The organism is Streptomyces cyaneochromogenes (assembly GCF_003963535.1).
In the GTDB taxonomy this organism is placed as follows: Bacteria; Actinomycetota; Actinomycetes; order Streptomycetales; family Streptomycetaceae; genus Streptomyces; species Streptomyces shaanxiensis.
Genome location: NZ_CP034539.1, coordinates 1,743,194 through 1,762,072 on the forward strand (window position 1 = coordinate 1,743,194; position 18,879 = coordinate 1,762,072).

The 18,879-nt window shown below is 65.2% G+C and carries 12 protein-coding genes and 3 rRNA genes; 2 read left to right on the forward strand and 13 right to left on the reverse strand.

The genetic code is table 11. The features are described from left to right. Window positions 1-515: 515 nt before the first annotated feature. From EJ357_RS07595 to EJ357_RS07655, 13 genes are all read right to left on the reverse strand, one after another. Window positions 516-1,928, reverse strand: a complete 1,413-nt coding sequence (locus EJ357_RS07595) for a DNA polymerase IV (RefSeq protein WP_175647331.1) — start codon at window positions 1,926-1,928, stop codon at window positions 516-518. Between the two features lie 200 nt (window positions 1,929-2,128). Further along, entirely contained in the window at window positions 2,129-2,830 is a 702-nt protein-coding gene (locus EJ357_RS07600; RefSeq protein ID WP_126389922.1) for a MerR family transcriptional regulator, read from the reverse strand. 263 nt (window positions 2,831-3,093) lie between these two features. Further along, a complete protein-coding gene (locus EJ357_RS07605) occupies window positions 3,094-3,567 on the reverse strand; it encodes a bifunctional nuclease family protein (protein WP_004002801.1) in 474 nt (157 codons plus the stop codon). Window positions 3,568-3,652: 85 nt separating this feature from the next. Beyond that, the gene (gene ftsR, locus EJ357_RS07610) at window positions 3,653-4,390 is read right to left on the reverse strand and encodes a transcriptional regulator FtsR (RefSeq protein WP_126389924.1); all 738 of its coding nucleotides are present in this window, start codon (window positions 4,388-4,390) and stop codon (window positions 3,653-3,655) included. A 41-nt stretch (window positions 4,391-4,431) separates the two neighbouring features. Then, window positions 4,432-4,968: an FHA domain-containing protein gene (locus EJ357_RS50485; RefSeq protein ID WP_284060034.1), complete on the reverse strand. Its 537-nt coding sequence runs from the start codon at window positions 4,966-4,968 to the stop codon at window positions 4,432-4,434. A gap of 430 nt (window positions 4,969-5,398) precedes the next feature. Further along, the gene (locus EJ357_RS07620; RefSeq protein WP_126389928.1) at window positions 5,399-6,232 is read right to left on the reverse strand and encodes a DUF881 domain-containing protein; all 834 of its coding nucleotides are present in this window, start codon (window positions 6,230-6,232) and stop codon (window positions 5,399-5,401) included. A 5-nt stretch (window positions 6,233-6,237) separates the two neighbouring features. Then, entirely contained in the window at window positions 6,238-6,570 is a 333-nt protein-coding gene (locus EJ357_RS07625; protein ID WP_003988855.1) for a small basic family protein, read from the reverse strand. Continuing rightward, window positions 6,567-7,478 carry a DUF881 domain-containing protein gene (locus EJ357_RS07630; RefSeq protein ID WP_126389930.1) on the reverse strand — a complete coding sequence of 304 codons (912 nt, stop codon included), beginning with the start codon at window positions 7,476-7,478 and terminating at the stop codon, window positions 6,567-6,569. Before EJ357_RS07630 ends, EJ357_RS07625 begins: the two co-directional genes overlap by 4 nt. 99 nt (window positions 7,479-7,577) lie before the next feature. Then, the gene (locus EJ357_RS07635; RefSeq protein ID WP_126389932.1) at window positions 7,578-10,073 is read right to left on the reverse strand and encodes a mannose-1-phosphate guanyltransferase; all 2,496 of its coding nucleotides are present in this window, start codon (window positions 10,071-10,073) and stop codon (window positions 7,578-7,580) included. Between the two features lie 115 nt (window positions 10,074-10,188). Further along, the gene (locus tag EJ357_RS07640) at window positions 10,189-10,797 is read right to left on the reverse strand and encodes a CDP-alcohol phosphatidyltransferase family protein (protein ID WP_126389934.1); all 609 of its coding nucleotides are present in this window, start codon (window positions 10,795-10,797) and stop codon (window positions 10,189-10,191) included. A gap of 109 nt (window positions 10,798-10,906) precedes the next feature. Further along, a 5S ribosomal RNA gene (rrf, locus tag EJ357_RS07645) occupies window positions 10,907-11,023 on the reverse strand. 93 nt (window positions 11,024-11,116) lie between these two features. Next, window positions 11,117-14,238, reverse strand: a 23S ribosomal RNA gene (locus tag EJ357_RS07650). Window positions 14,239-14,557: 319 nt separating this feature from the next. Continuing rightward, window positions 14,558-16,083: ribosomal RNA gene (locus tag EJ357_RS07655) — 16S ribosomal RNA — on the reverse strand. The 16S, 23S and 5S rRNA genes sit together here, the layout of an rRNA operon. A 554-nt stretch (window positions 16,084-16,637) precedes the next feature. Between EJ357_RS07655 and EJ357_RS07665 the strand changes: the two genes are divergently transcribed. Beyond that, entirely contained in the window at window positions 16,638-17,087 is a 450-nt protein-coding gene (locus tag EJ357_RS07665; RefSeq protein WP_126389938.1) for a PTS sugar transporter subunit IIA, read from the forward strand. Window positions 17,088-17,167: 80 nt separating this feature from the next. After that, window positions 17,168-18,838 (forward strand): phosphoenolpyruvate--protein phosphotransferase, encoded by a 1,671-nt coding sequence (gene ptsP / locus EJ357_RS07670; protein ID WP_126389940.1) that lies wholly within the window; start codon window positions 17,168-17,170, stop codon window positions 18,836-18,838. The last annotated feature ends 41 nt before the right edge of the window (window positions 18,839-18,879 follow it).

An 18,879-nucleotide genomic window follows, 5' to 3' on the forward strand; every position in this document is an offset into this window, starting at 1 on the left:
GACCAATGCAGCCCGGCCCGGACGCGCCTACCAAGGCACGCCCAGCCATCCGCCGCATCACGCTTGCCTCCCCACGCAACCTGAGCATCCAGGCCCGCAGGGCCCTTCAGCCGTCTCACCCAGCCCCCAGCAACCGACGCAACTTCAAGGCCCCCACGCCCACGCAGCCTCGCTCAGCCGCACCCATGCAGTCCGCAGCCGTTCCGCTCGACGCAGCTTGCGAGATGGCACCCGAACCCACCGCCCCTCCGGACATCCCCCATCCGCAGGATCGCGGCGCACGAACCCACCCAGCCTGCAGACATCCCCATCCACAGCCCCGCGCCACCCGCCCAGCCACCCACCAACCCAGCCTGCGGGCAGTCGTGCCGCTGGGGCGGCACGGGTGGGCGCAGGCGCCACCCCGCAAGCGCGGGCGAGCGTCCCCACCTCCGGCGCACCCACAACCCGCGCACACGGCCAGGGACAGGGCGCCCCACGCCCTCAGTCGCCCCGCACCCTCAGTCGCCCCACCCCTAGCCGCCCGACACCGCAGGCGCCACCCCGGAGTCCCCCTCCCCCTCCCGACCCCCCGCTCCAGAATCCCCAGGTCTTCGCGCCACCAACGGCAACGGCTCCGCCGCCTCCAACCCCGGATCGTCGACCCGAAACGTCCGCACCCGCCCCGGCTCGGACTCAGGCGTCTCGAACCGCACGGTCACCCGCCCCAGCCCACTCCCCTGCACCCACCCATGCCCGTACTCGACGTGCCGCACGTCATGCCCCGCAGCCCACCGCCGCTCGGCAGGGACCACCGCCCGCTCCTCCGCCGGCTCATCGTGATCCTCCTCCTCCTCGAAGCGCTCGCCCCGCTCCCCCGCCGCCTGCGCGAACAGATCCTCCTGCGTGTAGTCGGCCAGCCCACTCACCCCGACCCCCAGCAGCCGCACACCCCCCGTCGTGTCCACGGCATCCAGCAACCGCGCCGCGGCCTCCCGCACCACCGCCGGATCATCCGTGGGCCCCCGCAACGTCTCGGACCGCGTCAGCGTGGAGAAGTCGTACCGCCGCACCTTCAGCACGATCGTCCGCCCGGACAACCCGGCCCCACGCAGCCGCCGCACACACCGGTCGGCCAGCCGCTGCACCTCCAGCCCCACCCGGACCCGGTCATGAATGTCCACGTCATACGTGTCCTCGACCGACACCGACTTGGCCTCCCGTTCGGCCACCACGGGCCGCTCGTCATGCGCCAGCGCCATGGCGTACAGGGCATGCCCATGAGCCTTGCCGAGCAGCCGGACGAGCTCGTCCTCCCCCGCCTCGGCGATCTCGTCCACGGTATGGATCCCGGCCCGCCTCAGATGGTCCCCCGTCGCCGGCCCCACCCCCGGCAACGTCCGCACGGGCATCGGCCCGAGCATCGCCCTCTCGGTCCCCGGCTCGATCAGCACCAGCCCGTCCGGCTTCGCCTGCTCCGAGGCGATCTTCGCCAGCATCTTGGAAGCGGCCAGCCCCACCGACCCCGCAAGCCCGGTGACCGCCCGTATGTCGGCACGCAGCTTCGTCCCCACCAGCCGCGCCGACTGCTCGTCCCACGCCGCTCCCACTGCCTCCAGATCCACGAACGCCTCATCCAGGCTCAGCGGCTCCACCAGCGGCGACAGCTCCCGCAGCAGCGCCATCACCTGCTCGCTGATCTCCCGGTAGATCCCGAAGCGCGGCACGAGATAGGCGGCATTCGGCGCCAGCCGACGCGCCTGCGCCGTCGGCATCGCCGAGTGCACCCCGAAGACCCGGGCCTCGTAGGACGCGGTGGCGACGACTCCCCGCGGCCCGAGCCCGCCCACGACCACGGCCTTCCCGCGCAGGCTCGGCTTGGATGCCTGCTCCACCGAGGCGTAGAAGGCATCCATGTCGAGATGCAGGATCGTGGGCGCGTTTCTCACATCTCCGATGCTGCCTCACACCACTGACAATGCCCCGCTGACTGCCCGGAGGCGGCCGACGAGCAGCGACTCCCGCGCGTGCCGGCAGCCCATCCCGTCAAACCGCCGACCCCAGCCCGCCCGGCAGATGCGAGGCTCCCGAACGTCCTCCAGCGATGGCCGCACGGATCACTCGGTCCGCAGTGGATCACTCGGCCCGCTCAGACCGCCCGATTACGCCGCCGAGCCAACTCGTCCGCCGGATTGTGCCCGACCAACGTCTCCCCGGTGTCGATCCGCTCCCCGTGCAGCTGCGACAGGGCGCTCTCGACGTCCCGCCACACGACACCCACAGCGATCCCGAAGATCCCCTGCCCGCCCTGGAGCAGCGCGTGAACCTCGTCCGGCGAGGTGCACTCGTACACCGTCGCACCGTCGCTCATCAGCGTCATGCGTTCCAGATCGCGAAAGCCCCGCTCCCGCAGATGCTGCACGGCGGTACGGATGTTCTGCAGTGACACTCCGGTGTCGAGGAACCGCTTGACGATCTTCAGGACGACGACGTCCCGGAAGCTGTACAGCCGCTGCGTCCCCGACCCGTACGCGGGCCGCACACTCGGCTCGACCAGGCCGGTGCGCGCCCAGTAGTCGAGTTGCCGGTAGGTGATACCGGCGGCCGCACACGCCGTCGGACCGCGGTAGCCGATCTGCTCGGTCTCCATGGACGCCGCCCCTCCACCGCTGCTCGGCACGGCCGTCGGTCGCTGCGGAGCGTGATCGGCCGCGCTGCCCTGAAGCGGGCCGCTGGGATGGGGGTACCCCCTGCTCGAACGAAGTTGAGAACCCGGGGGAGGGAACGGACCACTCGCCCCGAGACTGCGCCCAGGGGCGCCCCCACCCGTACCGTCGCCGCTGCTTCTCACGCCGACCTCCGTCCTTGACCTGCCTTCTCGACGGTAGGCAGTCACCAGGGGTGCGTCAACGATCGCCACACTCGGCACGCCGAGTGATAATCACCCTAGGAGTGGTTTCCCGCACCCCACCGCGGGGAAAGGCTAGCCGAATGCGCTCGGCGCAAGCCCCGGGACGCTCTCACTCGCCGGTGGCAAATGCCGGCATTTGAGCCGTAACCGACTGTGGGCCGCCCTGTCACGGACCGCGAGTCCGCTGAACCGCCCACGCCGCCTCACTGACTGCTGGTGCCGAAGTCCTCGGGCGAGATCTGGTCAAGGAACTCGCGGAACTTCTCCACCTCGTCCTCCTGCTCGTCCGGGATCGCGATGCCCGCGTCGTCGAGCACTCCGTCGCTGCCGTAGATCGGCGTTCCGGTGCGCAGGGCCAGCGCTATGGCATCGGACGGACGGGCGCTCACCTCGACACCGCTGGCGAAGACCAGCTCGGCGTAGAAGACGCCCTCACGCAGATCCGTGATGCGTACTTCGGTGAGCTCCTGGCCGACGGCCTCCAGCACGTCCTTGAACAGGTCGTGGGTCAGCGGTCGCGCGGGGGCCATGCCCTGCTGGGCGAAGGCGATCGCCGTCGCCTCCCCCGGCCCGATCCAGATGGGGAGGTAGCGGTCGCCTCCCACTTCGCGCAGGAGCACGATCGGTTGGTTGGAGGGCATTTCGACCCGGACACCTACGACATCGAGCTCGTTCACACAGCAACCCTAGGCCGTGCTCGGGACGTTTGGGTAGTCGGGCCGAGAACGGGTGGCCGATCCGGCCTTCCCCCGGTAAGCAGGTTCACGGCAGCCGCACCCCGAGAGCGGTCTGCACCAGGGCGGCGTGCAGCTTCACCGTGAGCCCCGCCAGTTCCTTCGCCCGGGCCTCGGCATGTGCCCTGGTCTGGGGGTTGCGGTGGCGCCTGAGCGGCGCCACGACCTGGTCCACGAGCCCGGCCTCACGGTCGGCGGCGGCCTTCATCACCCGCAGATGCCTCGGCTCGATCCCGAACCGCCCGAGCTCTGCGACGAGCGAGGCCACAGTGACGGCCTCCGCGTCGTACGCCCCGTCCGGCAGCGGAGCGATCAGGCCGTACGACTCCCACTCCTCGAGCTCCTGCTCGCCGATCTCGGCGGCGGCGAGCAGCTCGGCCCGCCCGATCCGGGCCGCCGTGGGCCCTTCCACGGGCTCCAGGACCGTTTCTCCGTCACGCTGACGGCACACGGTCGGCAGGGGTGCGGCCTCACCGCGCTCCATGGCGTCCAGGTGCTCCCGGATGACCTTGAGCGGCAGATAGTGATCCCGCTGCATGCGCAGGACGTGACCGAGCCGCTCGACGTCCTGCGCACTGAACTTGCGGTACCCCGAGGGGGTCCGCTGCGGCTCGACGAGACCCTCCGACTCCAGAAAGCGGATCTTGGAGATGGTGATGTCAGGGAACTCGTCGCGCAGGACGTTCAGGACCGTGCCGATACTCATCAGCCGACTGTCCGGGGCGGCGATGCCGTGCCGGGCACCGCCGCTCGGTGTTTTCAGCATGGACCTTCCCTGGGTCTCCCCGGATGGGCTCCGGGGGAGGGTCAGTAGCCCCGCTGGCTCGCGTAGAAGACCAGCCGGTACTTGCCGATCTGCACCTCGTCACCGTTGTTCAGAGGGACCTGGTCGATCCGCTCACGGTTGACGTACGTGCCGTTCAGACTGCCGACGTCGGCCACCGTGAACGAGCCGTCCTGCGCGCGACGGAACTCGACGTGCCGACGCGAGACCGTCACGTCGTCCAGGAAGATGTCGCTCTGCGGGTGCCGCCCGGCCGTGGTCAGGTCGCCGTCCAGGAGGAAGCGACTGCCGGAGTTCGGTCCGCGACGCACCACCAGCAACGCGGAGCCCAGCGGCAACGCGTCGACGGCCGCCTGGGCCTCGGGAGACAGCGCCGGGATCGGCGTCTGGCCGGTCGCCTCGGCGTCGTACGCCTCGAGGCCGGAGATGGAGATCGTGGAGGTCGTCTCGGACGGGCGCTCGGGCGTCGCACCGGCCCGCAGCGGCGCTCCGCAGTTGGAACAGAAGCGGCTGTTCTCCGCGTTGCGGTTACCGCACCTCGTACACACCAGGGCCGACATCGGGGAAAACCCTCCACCCGTACTTGAGGTTGACGGTTGTCCGAAACCTATGCCGCCGGACTGCCCAGGGTCAACTGACGGCGCGCCCTGACCTCCGGAAATGTCACCGCCCGGACCAGGAACCTGGTCCCTGAACAGCGGGCGCTGGCCCTCTTCGTCCCCCTGGGCGCGATGACGAGCGGTCGCGTTGTCGCTGCCCTCTCGCGCGCTCTTGCCGAACAACTTCGCAAACAACTTCACGGGCGATTCCCCTTGACCGAAACAGACCCGCCCGTGGGGCAGGACGAACCCTGACTGCACTCACTGGCCGACCCGGACATCCTGACAACGTCCGTCTCCATCAGACAGTTTCCACCACGCACCACCCATTCGGTGCGCCGACCCCCCGCAACCTCATGCCCTCGCCGGACGTCCCCCATGCACCGCCGGTTCACTGGGAGGACGACCGAGCGTAGTCAGGCCGCTTCGCCGCTCGCAAGGCGTCCACGACGATCTTGTCCGACCGCTCGATGGTCACGGTGGCCTGCTCCTTCTCGAGGGTCTGCACCACGCCTCCAGGGATGTTGAGCGCCGGTTCCAGGTCCTGCGGCTTGCCGATGACCTTGAAACGATAGGGAGCGTTGATCTTGTTCCCGTCGACGCTCACGCTGTTGCCGGAATCCGTCAGATAGGTGCCGGCGACGACGCGTACGCCGTTCACCTGGATCGCCTCGGCGCCGGCCGCGCGCAGCTCCTGGATCGCGTCGAGCAACATGTCCGCCTCGACCGTCCCCTTCGTGTCGTCGATGGTCATCGTGATGCCAGGTCCCTGCGCAGCCACCGTGCCCGCCAGAATGCCGAGTTGCCTCTCCTTCTCGACGGTCTGCCTGCGGGCTTCCTCTGCCTGGTTCGAGCTGTTCTCCAGCTCGTCGCGCTGCTTCTCGAGACCTTGCTTCTCGTCCTCAAGACGCTGAGTACGGTCATCCAGTTCATCGAGAATGCGAACGAGATCTTCCTGACGTGCTCCACGCAGGGCGCTGTCACCGTCGCTGTTCGACGCGACCTGGACGGCCAGGCCGAAGCCGAGCCCGAACAGCAGCAGGGCGACGATGAGTTGGGCCCGGGTGACCCTCGGCGGCCACAGCCCCTGCGCCAGCCGCTGCCGCCCGGTCAGCTCGGCCTGCTGCTCCTCGGAAGCCTGCGCGGGTTCGGGCGCGCCGACCGGCGCCTCCTCGGGCAGTTCCTTGCGCAGCCTGTTCTCGGGCGTCTCGTCGTGGTTGCTCATCGGCCTCACGCCCGGAACACGTGCCGGCGAATCGCCGCGGCGTTCGAGAAGATCCGGATGCCGAGTACGACGACGACACCCGTGGACAGCTGAGCGCCCACGCCCAACTTGTCCCCCAGGAAAACGATCAGCGCGGCCACGACCACGTTGGACAGGAACGACACGACGAAGACCTTGTCGTCGAAGATGCCGTCGAGCATGGCCCGCAGACCTCCGAAGACGGCGTCGAGAGCCGCCACGACGGCGATCGGAAGATAAGGCTCGACGACCGCCGGAACCTCAGGCCGGACCAACAGGCCGGCCACGACTCCCACGACGAGGCCCAGTACGGCGATCACGATGTGCCCTTCTCGGATTTCTCGGTGTTCGGCTGTGCTGTACGTACGGTCACGCTCGGTGCGGCGGGCAGCCGGAGGTCGTCCTGCGCGGAAATGCTGGTCCTGATCCCGAAGTTCTCCTGCAGGGCGTGCAGGTAGAGCCCGTCGGCGCTGTCCTGGAACCTGGTGCTCAGCCGCTCCCCGTCCCCCACCGCGAGCACCGTGTACGGCGGAACCAGCGGCTTGTTGTCGACCAGTATCGCGTCACCCGCGGCCCTGATCGCCGACAATGCTGTCAGCCGCTGCCCGTTGATGGAGATCGCCTCGGCGCCCGATTCCCACAGCCCGTTCACCACACGCTGCATGTCACGGTCACGCACCCGCCCGGTGTCGGAGAACCCGGACGTGCCGCGCGGGTCGCCGTCACCCCCCGTGGCGGCTTCCTTGGCGTCGTTCACGACCAGCTTCACCCCGGGCCCGTGCACCTCCACGGCACCGGACAGGACGCCCACCAGTTCAGCCTGGTCACTGTCCCCGGTCGTCTTCAGCGCCTCGCGCTGTCGCGCGCTCACGTCGTCCCGCAGCTTGTCGACGGACTCCTCCAGCTTGTCCGCCGCCCCGGTCTCACGGTCGATCCGGTCGATCAGTTCCTCGCGCTCCTTGGCCATGACGGGCGCCGCGACCCGCGCCTGCGCCGCTCCCACGGTCACCACGAGCGCCGCGAGCACCAGACCGGCAGCGAGCCCCAGCTTCGCCCTCAGCGTCTTGGGAAGACCTCCGTCACCCGCGGCCTTCTTCCGGGCCGCGGCCTCGGCATACCCGTCGTCGAGGCTGTGATCCATGACGTTGGTGAGCAGCGACATGGACGCGTCCGGGCGCGCGGGGGGCGTAGGTGTGCTCCGAACGGGGGGCTGCGGCATGCCGCACATCGTCGCATGTCGCGGCCACTACCTCCGAATGGCCCCACCGGCGTGCCGGACAGGCCCCGTTCGAGGGCACCTGTCCGGCACGCGCGCGTGCTGCTTGCCTCAGCGGCCGGCGCTGTCCACGACCGCCGACCACTCGTCGAGCAGGGCCTGCGCGGACGCGTCGTCCGGCCCCTCGGCCCACAGATGGGTCACCGCCTCGGCCGGGTCGGGCAGGACCATCACCCAGCGTCCGTCGGTCTCCACGACCCGCACACCATCGGTGGTGTCGACAAAGCGATCTCCGGCCGCCTCGACGACCCGCCGCATCACCAGCCCCTTGACGGCCCAGGGGGTCGCGAGATCGCGTTTGATGACATGCGCCCGCGGAATCCGCGCGTCGATCTGGCTGAGCGTGAGCTGCGTCCGCGCCACCAACCCGATCAACCGCACAAAGGCGGCCGTACCGTCGAAGACGCTGCTGAACTCCGGAACGATGAACCCGCCCCGGCCGTCACCGCCGAAGATCGTCGTGTCGTCGCCACCCACCCGGGTCAGATCGTCCGGAGAGGTCGTCGTCCACTCCACCTGAGTCCCGTGATACGCCGCCACCTGCTCGGCGATCCGCGTGGTGGTCACCGGCAGCGCCACCCGCCCACTGCGCCGCTCCGCAGCCACCAGATCGAGCATGACGAGCAGAGCCCGGTCGTCCTCGACGATCCGCCCCTTCTCGTCGACCAGTGACAGCCGCTCACCGACAGGGTCGAACCGCACCCCGAACGCCGCCCGCGCGGACGCCACGATCTCTCCCAGCCGCACCAGCCCCGACCGCCGCGCATCCGCCGACTCCGTGGGCCGCGACTCGTCGAGACCGGGGTTGATGGTCAGCGAGTCCACACCGAGCTTGCCCAGCAGGCTGGGCAGCACAAGCCCCGCACTGCCGTTGGACGCATCCACCACGACCTTCAGCCCCGACTCCGAGATCCCGGTCGTATCGACGTTCCGCAGCAACGACCCGGTGTACGAGTCGAAGACACTGGCAGGAAAATGCAGATCCCCGATCTCTCCCGGGAACGCCCGCCGATACTCCTGCCTCGCGAAGACCCGGTCCAACTTCCGCTGGTTGGCCTGGGACAGGTCGGCCCCCTGCCCGTCGAAGAACATGATGTCGACAGAATCCGGCACCCCGGGCGTCGTCCGGATCATGATCCCGCCGGCACTACCCCGCGCGGTCTGCTGCCGTGCCACAGGCAGCGGTACGTTCTCCAGATCTCGTACGTCGATGGCGCTGGCCTGCAACGCGGAGATGACCGCCCGCTTCAGCGCCCTGGCGCCACGGGAGTGGTCGCGGGCCGTGGTGACGGTGGACCCCTTCTTCAGGGTCGTCGCATAGGCACCGGCCAGACGAACGGCGAGCTCGGGTGTGATCTCCACATTCAGGATTCCGGAGACACCCCGCGCACCGAAGAGATGCGCCTGGCCCCGCGACTCCCAGATCACCGAGGTGTTGACGAAGGCGCCGGCCTCGATGGTCTTGAACGGATACACGCGCACGTTGCCCTGAACGATCGATTCCTCACCGATCAGGCACTCGTCTCCGATGACCGCGCCGTCCTCGATGCGGGCGGCACGCATGATGTCGGTGTTCTTTCCGACGACGCAACCGCGCAGATTGCTGTGCTGCCCGACATACACGTTGTCGTGCACCACAGCCTTGTGCAGAAAGGCCCCGCTCTTCACGACGACGTTCGACCCGACGACGGTGTGCTCCCGGATTTCCGCCCCGGCCTCGACCTTTGCGTAGTCCCCGATGTACAGGGGCCCACGGAGAACGGCATCGGCATGCACCTCGGCACCCTCTGCCACCCACACGCCCGGGGAGATCTCGAAGCCGTCGATCTCGACGTCGACCTTGCCCTCCAGGACGTCGGCCTGCGCCTTCACGTAGCTCTCGTGAGTGCCGACATCCTCCCAGTATCCCTCCGCGACATAGCCATAGATCGGCTTGCCTTCCTTCATCAACTGCGGGAAGACATCGCCGGACCAGTCCACGGGAACGTCGGGCTCGACATAGTCGAAGACCTCGGGCTCCATGACGTAGATGCCGGTGTTCACGGTGTCCGAGAAGACCTGCCCCCAGGTCGGCTTCTCCAGGAAGCGCTCGACCCGGCCTTCCTCGTCGACAATGGTGATGCCGAATTCCAGCGGATTGGGCACACGTGTCAGACAGACGGTGACCAGCGCACCACTTTCCTTGTGGAAATTGATCAGCTCAGTGAGGTCGAAGTCGGTCAGGGCATCGCCGGAGATGACGAGGAAAGCATCGTCCTTCAACGCCTCTTCGGCGTTCTTGACGCTTCCGGCGGTACCGAGTGGCTTCTCCTCATTGGCATAGCTGAGCTCCATTCCGAGCTCTTCGCCGTCACCGAAGTAGTTCTTGACCAGTGAGGCCAAGAACTGCACGGTCACCACGGTCTCGGTCAGCCCATGCCTTTTGAGCAGCCGCAGAACGTGCTCCATGATCGGCCGGTTGGCCACCGGCAGGAGCGGCTTGGGCATGCTTGAGGTCATGGGGCGCAGGCGTGTGCCTTCGCCCCCGGCCATCACGACGGCCTTCATGTCGGAAGCGTCCTCCTCTAAGAGACGACGGTCTAGCCGACTTCACCCGTCCAGATTGTCCCGCACTTTTCCGCCGCGGGCCATCGAGCCGCTACGCCCGCTTCAATCCGCGAGTTCAATCGGCCATGGCGTCCGCACGAACCAGGCGGCGGACCTGTACCACGTAGAGGACTCCTGCCCACCAGTACAGCGTTGTACCCCATCCGGCGAACGCCCATCCGAAAATAGCAGCGAGTGACGGGATCCATCCATCTCCGTCGCTGAGCAGCAACAAGGGGAAGGCGTACATCAGGTTGAACGTGGCCGCCTTCCCAAGGAAGTTCACCTGCGGCGGCGGATAGCCATGACGCCTGAGGATGCCCACCATCACCAGCAGAACCAGCTCTCGCGCCAAAAGTGCAGCGGTCAACCAGATGGGCAGAATCTCGCGCCAGGTGAGCCCGACCAGAGTCGAGAGAATGTAGAGCCGGTCGGCCGCGGGATCGAGTAGCCGGCCGAGACTGCTGATCTGGTTCCAACGCCGCGCGAGCTTGCCGTCCAGGTAGTCACTGACGCCGCTCAGAGCCAGCACCAGAAGCGCCCAGCCGTCGCTCTTCGGCCCGCCGAACTCGGGCCTGAGAATCAGCCACAGGAACAGCGGCACGCCAACGAGCCGCGCCATGCTGAGGATGTTGGGGATGGTGAGGACCCGGTCCGTCTGGACACGGGTCTCCTGGACCTCCACCCGGGGGCCTCCTGTGGGAAACGTACCTACGATGCTCCCTGACCCTACCTCAACGCAAAAAAGCTCTGGCCCTTGGGCTGTGTGCCCAAGAGCCAGAGCTCTAAAAGGAGTTCGGCGGCGTCCTACTCTCCCACAGGGTCCCCCCTGCAGTACCATCGGCGCTGTAAGGCTTAGCTTCCGGGTTCGGAATGTAACCGGGCGTTTCCCTCACGCTATAACCACCGAAACACTATGAAACTGTCAAACATGCCGCACCACGCTCCATGGGAACGCGGGGCCGTTCGTGGTTTCAGAACCAACACAGTGGACGCGAGCAACTGAGGACAAGCCCTCGGCCTATTAGTACCGGTCACCTCCACACCTCACGGTGCTTCCAGATCCGGCCTATCAACCCAGTCGTCTACTGGGAGCCTTACCCCATCAAGTGGGTGGGAGTCCTCATCTCGAAGCAGGCTTCCCGCTTAGATGCTTTCAGCGGTTATCCCTCCCGAACGTAGCCAACCAGCCATGCCCTTGGCAGAACAACTGGCACACCAGAGGTTCGTCCGTCCCGGTCCTCTCGTACTAGGGACAGCCCTTCTCAAGACTCCTACGCGCACAGCGGATAGGGACCGAACTGTCTCACGACGTTCTAAACCCAGCTCGCGTACCGCTTTAATGGGCGAACAGCCCAACCCTTGGGACCGACTCCAGCCCCAGGATGCGACGAGCCGACATCGAGGTGCCAAACCATCCCGTCGATATGGACTCTTGGGGAAGATCAGCCTGTTATCCCCGGGGTACCTTTTATCCGTTGAGCGACGGCGCTTCCACAAGCCACCGCCGGATCACTAGTCCCGACTTTCGTCCCTGCTCGACCCGTCGGTCTCACAGTCAAGCTCCCTTGTGCACTTACACTCAACACCTGATTGCCAACCAGGCTGAGGGAACCTTTGGGCGCCTCCGTTACCCTTTAGGAGGCAACCGCCCCAGTTAAACTACCCATCAGACACTGTCCCTGATCCGGATCACGGACCCAGGTTAGACATCCAGCACGACCAGAGTGGTATTTCAACGACGACTCCACGAACACTGGCGTGCCCGCTTCACAGTCTCCCACCTATCCTACACAAGCCGAACCGAACACCAATATCAAACTGTAGTAAAGGTCCCGGGGTCTTTCCGTCCTGCTGCGCGAAACGAGCATCTTTACTCGTAGTGCAATTTCACCGGGCCTATGGTTGAGACAGTCGAGAAGTCGTTACGCCATTCGTGCAGGTCGGAACTTACCCGACAAGGAATTTCGCTACCTTAGGATGGTTATAGTTACCACCGCCGTTTACTGGCGCTTAAGTTCTCAGCTTCGCCATGACGAATCATGACTAACCGGTCCCCTTAACGTTCCAGCACCGGGCAGGCGTCAGTCCGTATACATCGCCTTACGGCTTCGCACGGACCTGTGTTTTTAGTAAACAGTCGCTTCTCGCTGGTCTCTGCGGCCACCCCCAGCTCAAGCAGCAAGTGCCATCACCAGGTGTGGCCCCCCTTCTCCCGAAGTTACGGGGGCATTTTGCCGAGTTCCTTAACCATAGTTCACCCGAACGCCTCGGTATTCTCTACCTGACCACCTGAGTCGGTTTAGGGTACGGGCCGCCATGAAACTCGCTAGAGGCTTTTCTCGACAGCATAGGATCATCCACTTCACCACAATCGGCTCGGCATCAGGTCTCAGCCTTAACGGTGTGCGGATTTACCTACACACCGGCCTACACCCTTACCCCGGGACAACCACCGCCCGGGCTGGACTACCTTCCTGCGTCACCCCATCACTCACCTACTACAAGTCTGGTCCGTCGGCTCCACCACTCCCCTTTGCCCGAAGGCTCCAGGGCGGCTTCACGGACTTAGCATCGCCTGGTTCGATGTTTGACGCTTCACAGCGGGTACCGGAATATCAACCGGTTATCCATCGACTACGCCTGTCGGCCTCGCCTTAGGTCCCGACTTACCCTGGGCAGATCAGCTTGACCCAGGAACCCTTAGTCAATCGGCGCACACGTTTCTCACGTGTGAATCGCTACTCATGCCTGCATTCTCACTCGTGAACCGTCCACCACTGCCTTCCGGCGCGGCTTCACCCGGCACACGACGCTCCCCTACCCATCACGATCCCCGTTGGGGGTATATATCGCAATGACACGACTTCGGCGGTACGCTTGAGCCCCGCTACATTGTCGGCGCGGAATCACTAGACCAGTGAGCTATTACGCACTCTTTCAAGGGTGGCTGCTTCTAAGCCAACCTCCTGGTTGTCTCTGCGACTCCACATCCTTTCCCACTTAGCGTACGCTTAGGGGCCTTAGTCGATGCTCTGGGCTGTTTCCCTCTCGACCATGGAGCTTATCCCCCACAGTCTCACTGCCGCGCTCTCACTTACCGGCATTCGGAGTTTGGCTAAGGTCAGTAACCCGGTAGGGCCCATCGCCTATCCAGTGCTCTACCTCCGGCAAGAAACACACGACGCTGCACCTAAATGCATTTCGGGGAGAACCAGCTATCACGGAGTTTGATTGGCCTTTCACCCCTAACCACAGGTCATCCCCCAGGTTTTCAACCCTGGTGGGTTCGGTCCTCCACGAAGTCTTACCTCCGCTTCAACCTGCCCATGGCTAGATCACTCCGCTTCGGGTCTTGAGCGCGCTACTATATCGCCCTGTTCGGACTCGCTTTCGCTACGGCTTCCCCACACGGGTTAACCTCGCAACACACCGCAAACTCGCAGGCTCATTCTTCAAAAGGCACGCAGTCACGAGATGGAAGCAAGCTTCCATCCGACGCTCCCACGGCTTGTAGGCACACGGTTTCAGGTACTATTTCACTCCCCTCCCGGGGTACTTTTCACCATTCCCTCACGGTACTATCCGCTATCGGTCACCAGGGAATATTTAGGCTTAGCGGGTGGTCCCGCCAGATTCACACGGGATTTCTCGGGCCCCGTGCTACTTGGGTGTCTCTCAAACGAGCCGCTGACGTTTCGACTACGGGGGTCTTACCCTCTACGCCGGACCTTTCGCATGTCCTTCGCCTACATCAACGGTTTCTGACTCGTCCTGTCGCCGGCAGACGACAGAAGAGAGATCCCACAACCCCGCATACGCAACCCCTGCCGGGTCTCACACGTATACGGTTTAGCCTCATCCAGTTTCGCTCGCCACTACTCCCGGAATCACGGTTGTTTTCTCTTCCTGCGGGTACTGAGATGTTTCACTTCCCCGCGTTCCCTCCACATACCCTATGTGTTCAGGTATGGGTGACAGCCCATGACGACTGCCGGGTTTCCCCATTCGGAAACCCCCGGATCAAAGCCTGGTTGACGACTCCCCGGGGACTATCGTGGCCTCCCACGTCCTTCATCGGTTCCTGGTGCCAAGGCATCCACCGTGCGCCCTTAAAAACTTGGCCACAGATGCTCGCGTCCACTGTGCAGTTCTCAAACAACGACCAGCCACCCATCACCCCGAACCAACAGATCCGAGTGCACTGGGGCCGGCATCGAAGGCTTCCCGACCTCACGGCCGTACCCTCAGACACCCAACAGCGTGCCCGACACACTCCCCGCTCCCCTCAACGTTCCACGCTCCGAAGAGCAGTACTAGAAGGAGAAGACGACCGAGTGTGCCGAATAATCAACGTTCCACCCATGAGCAACCAGCATCAGACATTCGCTGATGTACTGGCCTCTGACCTCGCCCCGAAGAGCTCGGTAAGAAGTGCTCCTTAGAAAGGAGGTGATCCAGCCGCACCTTCCGGTACGGCTACCTTGTTACGACTTCGTCCCAATCGCCAGTCCCACCTTCGACAGCTCCCTCCCACAAGGGGTTGGGCCACCGGCTTCGGGTGTTACCGACTTTCGTGACGTGACGGGCGGTGTGTACAAGGCCCGGGAACGTATTCACCGCAGCAATGCTGATCTGCGATTACTAGCAACTCCGACTTCATGGGGTCGAGTTGCAGACCCCAATCCGAACTGAGACCGGCTTTTTGAGATTCGCTCCACCTCACGGTTTCGCAGCTCATTGTACCGGCCATTGTAGCACGTGTGCAGCCCAAGACATAAGGGGCATGATGACTTGACGTCGTCCCCACCTTCCTCCGAGTTGACCCCGGCGGTCTCCTGTGAGTCCCCATCACCCCGAAGGGCATGCTGGCAACACAGGACAAGGGTTGCGCTCGTTGCGGGACTTAACCCAACATCTCACGACACGAGCTGACGACAGCCATGCACCACCTGTACACCGACCACAAGGGGGCGACCATCTCTGGCCGTTTCCGGTGTATGTCAAGCCTTGGTAAGGTTCTTCGCGTTGCGTCGAATTAAGCCACATGCTCCGCTGCTTGTGCGGGCCCCCGTCAATTCCTTTGAGTTTTAGCCTTGCGGCCGTACTCCCCAGGCGGGGAACTTAATGCGTTAGCTGCGGCACCGACGACGTGGAATGTCGCCAACACCTAGTTCCCACCGTTTACGGCGTGGACTACCAGGGTATCTAATCCTGTTCGCTCCCCACGCTTTCGCTCCTCAGCGTCAGTAATGGCCCAGAGATCCGCCTTCGCCACCGGTGTTCCTCCTGATATCTGCGCATTTCACCGCTACACCAGGAATTCCGATCTCCCCTACCACACTCTAGCTAGCCCGTATCGAATGCAGACCCGGGGTTAAGCCCCGGGCTTTCACACCCGACGTGACAAGCCGCCTACGAGCTCTTTACGCCCAATAATTCCGGACAACGCTTGCGCCCTACGTATTACCGCGGCTGCTGGCACGTAGTTAGCCGGCGCTTCTTCTGCAGGTACCGTCACTTTCGCTTCTTCCCTGCTGAAAGAGGTTTACAACCCGAAGGCCGTCATCCCTCACGCGGCGTCGCTGCATCAGGCTTTCGCCCATTGTGCAATATTCCCCACTGCTGCCTCCCGTAGGAGTCTGGGCCGTGTCTCAGTCCCAGTGTGGCCGGTCGCCCTCTCAGGCCGGCTACCCGTCGTCGCCTTGGTGAGCCATTACCTCACCAACAAGCTGATAGGCCGCGGGCTCATCCTTCACCGCCGGAGCTTTCAACCCTCACAGATGCCTGCGAGAGTGGTATCCGGTATTAGACCCCGTTTCCAGGGCTTGTCCCAGAGTGAAGGGCAGATTGCCCACGTGTTACTCACCCGTTCGCCACTAATCCCCACCGAAGTGGTTCATCGTTCGACTTGCATGTGTTAAGCACGCCGCCAGCGTTCGTCCTGAGCCAGGATCAAACTCTCCGTGAATGTTTTCCCGTAATCGGGACGACACATCACGAGAGCGGAACAGTCGAGCGGAATAGGCCCGACCGTTCACAGCGTCCTCGCTGTGTTTTTTCAAAGGAACCTCGTCCCAGCCGTGATGGCCGGAGACGGGGTATCAACATATCTGGCGTTGATTTTTGGCACGCTGTTGAGTTCTCAAGGAACGGACGCTTCCTTTGTACTCACCCTCTCGGGCTTTCCTCCGGGCGCTTCCCTTCGGTGTTCCAAACTCTATCAGTGTTTTTCCGGCCCTCTGACCACCGTCCTGCAGGCATGCAGAAGGTGACCCCGAGATAGGATCTGACAAGTTGGGTGCTGCCGGGCAAGGACACGAGGTTGTGTCGCTCAGCCCCAAGCAGGAGTACGACTGTACACGCGGCCGCAGAGCGGGTGCAAATCGACTTGAGGTATGGTCTAGACCACTCTGGAAGGCCGACGCGGAACCGGCACTTCCTGTGACATACCCTGCTGAACAGTGTGCCGTCCGACACAGACAGCGACGGCCCATATCGATCTCCACCCCTGGGAGGTTTCCCATGACCACCGTGACGTCCCCACTGGCAGGACGCGCCGTCGGACTGGCATCCGTGCCCGATCCTGTCTTCTCCGGGGCCATGGTCGGCCCGGGCACCGCGATCGACCCCGTGCGTGAACCCTCCGAGGCGGTGTCGCCCGTGGACGGCGTCATCGTCTCTCTCCATCCGCACGCCTTCGTCGTCGTCGACGAGCAGGGTCACGGCGTGCTCACTCACCTCGGTATCGACACCGTGCAGCTCAACGGCGAGGGTTTCGAGCTGCTCGTGAACAAGGGCGACACCGTGACGCGTGGCCAGGGCATCGTGCGCTGGAACCCGGTAGCGGTCGAGGAGGCCGGCAAGTCCCCGGTGTGCCCGATCGTGGCCCTCGAAGCCACGGCTGAGGCTCTCTCCGATCTTCGTGCCGACGGCGATGTGAAGGCCGGCGACAGTCTCTTCGTCTGGAAGTGACATCGACGCCGTCGTGTGACGGCAAGACGACGACAACCACCGCGGCGGCGGGACCCGCCGCACTATCGGAGACGGGTGAGATGGAGACAACGCTGCGAGGCGTCGGCGTGAGCCACGGTGTGGCGATCGGCGAGGTTCGGCACATGGGAACGGCGGTCCTCGAGCCGCCTGCCAAGCAGATTCCGGCCGAGGAGGCGGAGCGCGAACAGGGGCGCGCCCGCAAGGCCGTGGAGGCTGTGGCAGCCGACCTGATGGCGCGCGGCAATCTGGCGGGGGGCGAAGCCCAGGCGGTGCTCGAGGCACAGGCCATGATGGCCCAGGACCCCGAGCTGATGGCGGACGTGGATCGACGTATCGCCGTCGGCAGCACGGCCGAGCGCGCTGTGTACGACGCCTTCGCCGCGTACCGCGAGCTGCTGGCGGGTGCCGGTGAGTACCTGGCCGGTCGTGTGGCTGACCTCGATGACGTGCGGAATCGTATCGTCGCTCGTTTGCTCGGGGTCCCGATGCCGGGTGTCCCGGACAGTGACGAGCCCTATGTCCTGGTCGCTCGCGACCTCGCCCCGGCCGACACGGCGCTGCTGGATCCGGCCCTCGTTCTCGGCTTCGTCACCGAGGAGGGTGGGCCGACCAGCCACAGTGCGATTCTGGCTCGGGCCCTCGGCGTGCCGGCCGTCGTCGCGCTGCCGGGTGCCGGTGAACTTGCCGAGGGCACGGTGATCGCTGTGGACGGCAGCACCGGTGACATCTTCGTGAACCCGAGCGAAGAGAAGAAGGCGGAGCTGGAGGCTGCCGCCGCCGCGCGCAAGGCCGCGCTTGCGGCGTCGACGGGCCCGGGTGCCACGGCCGACGGCCACAAGGTGCCGCTGCTGGCCAACGTGGGCGGTCCGTCCGACGTTCCGGCCGCTGTCGAGGCGGGTGCTGAGGGTGTCGGTCTGTTCCGTACCGAGTTCCTCTTCCTGGACGACAGCAAGAAGGCACCGTCGGAGGAGAAGCAGGTCGAGGCCTACCGGCAGGTTCTCGAAGCCTTCCCCGAAGGGCGGGTGGTCGTACGTGTTCTGGACGCCGGCGCGGACAAGCCGCTGGACTTCCTGACGCCGGCCGATGAGCCGAACCCGGCACTGGGCGTGCGCGGTCTGCGGACGCTGCTGGACCACCCTGAGGTGCTGCGCACCCAACTGACGGCACTTGCGAAGGCTGCGGAGGGGCTGCCGGTCTACCTCGAGGTCATGGCCCCGATGGTGGCGGACCGGACGGATGCGAAGGCGTTCGCGGACGCCTGTCGCGCGGCGGGACTGCAGGCGAAGTTCGGTGCGATGGTGGAGATTCCGTCAGCCGCACTGCGGGCCCGTTCGATCCTGCAGGAGGTCGAGTTCCTGTCGCTGGGAACCAACGACCTCGCGCAGTACACCTTCGCCGCGGACCGACAGGTGGGCGCGGTGTCCCGTCTGCAGGATCCGTGGCAGCCCGCACTGCTCGACCTGGTGGCGCTGTCCGCCGACGCGGCGAAGGCCGAGGGCAAGAGCTGCGGTGTCTGTGGTGAGGCGGCGTCCGACCCGCTACTGGCATGTGTGCTGACCGGTCTGGGTGTCACCTCCCTGTCCATGGGGTCGGCGTCGATTCCTTACGTCCGGGCCACGCTTGCGAAGTACACGCTTGCGCAGTGCGAGCGTGCCGCTGCGGCGGCCCGGGCGGCGGACAGTGCCGAGGAGGCGCGCAACGCGGCTCAGGCGGTGTTGTCCGGCGAGTAGCCGGGGCCGGCCGGCCGCCTGTCGGTTCGTATGGGGCGCTC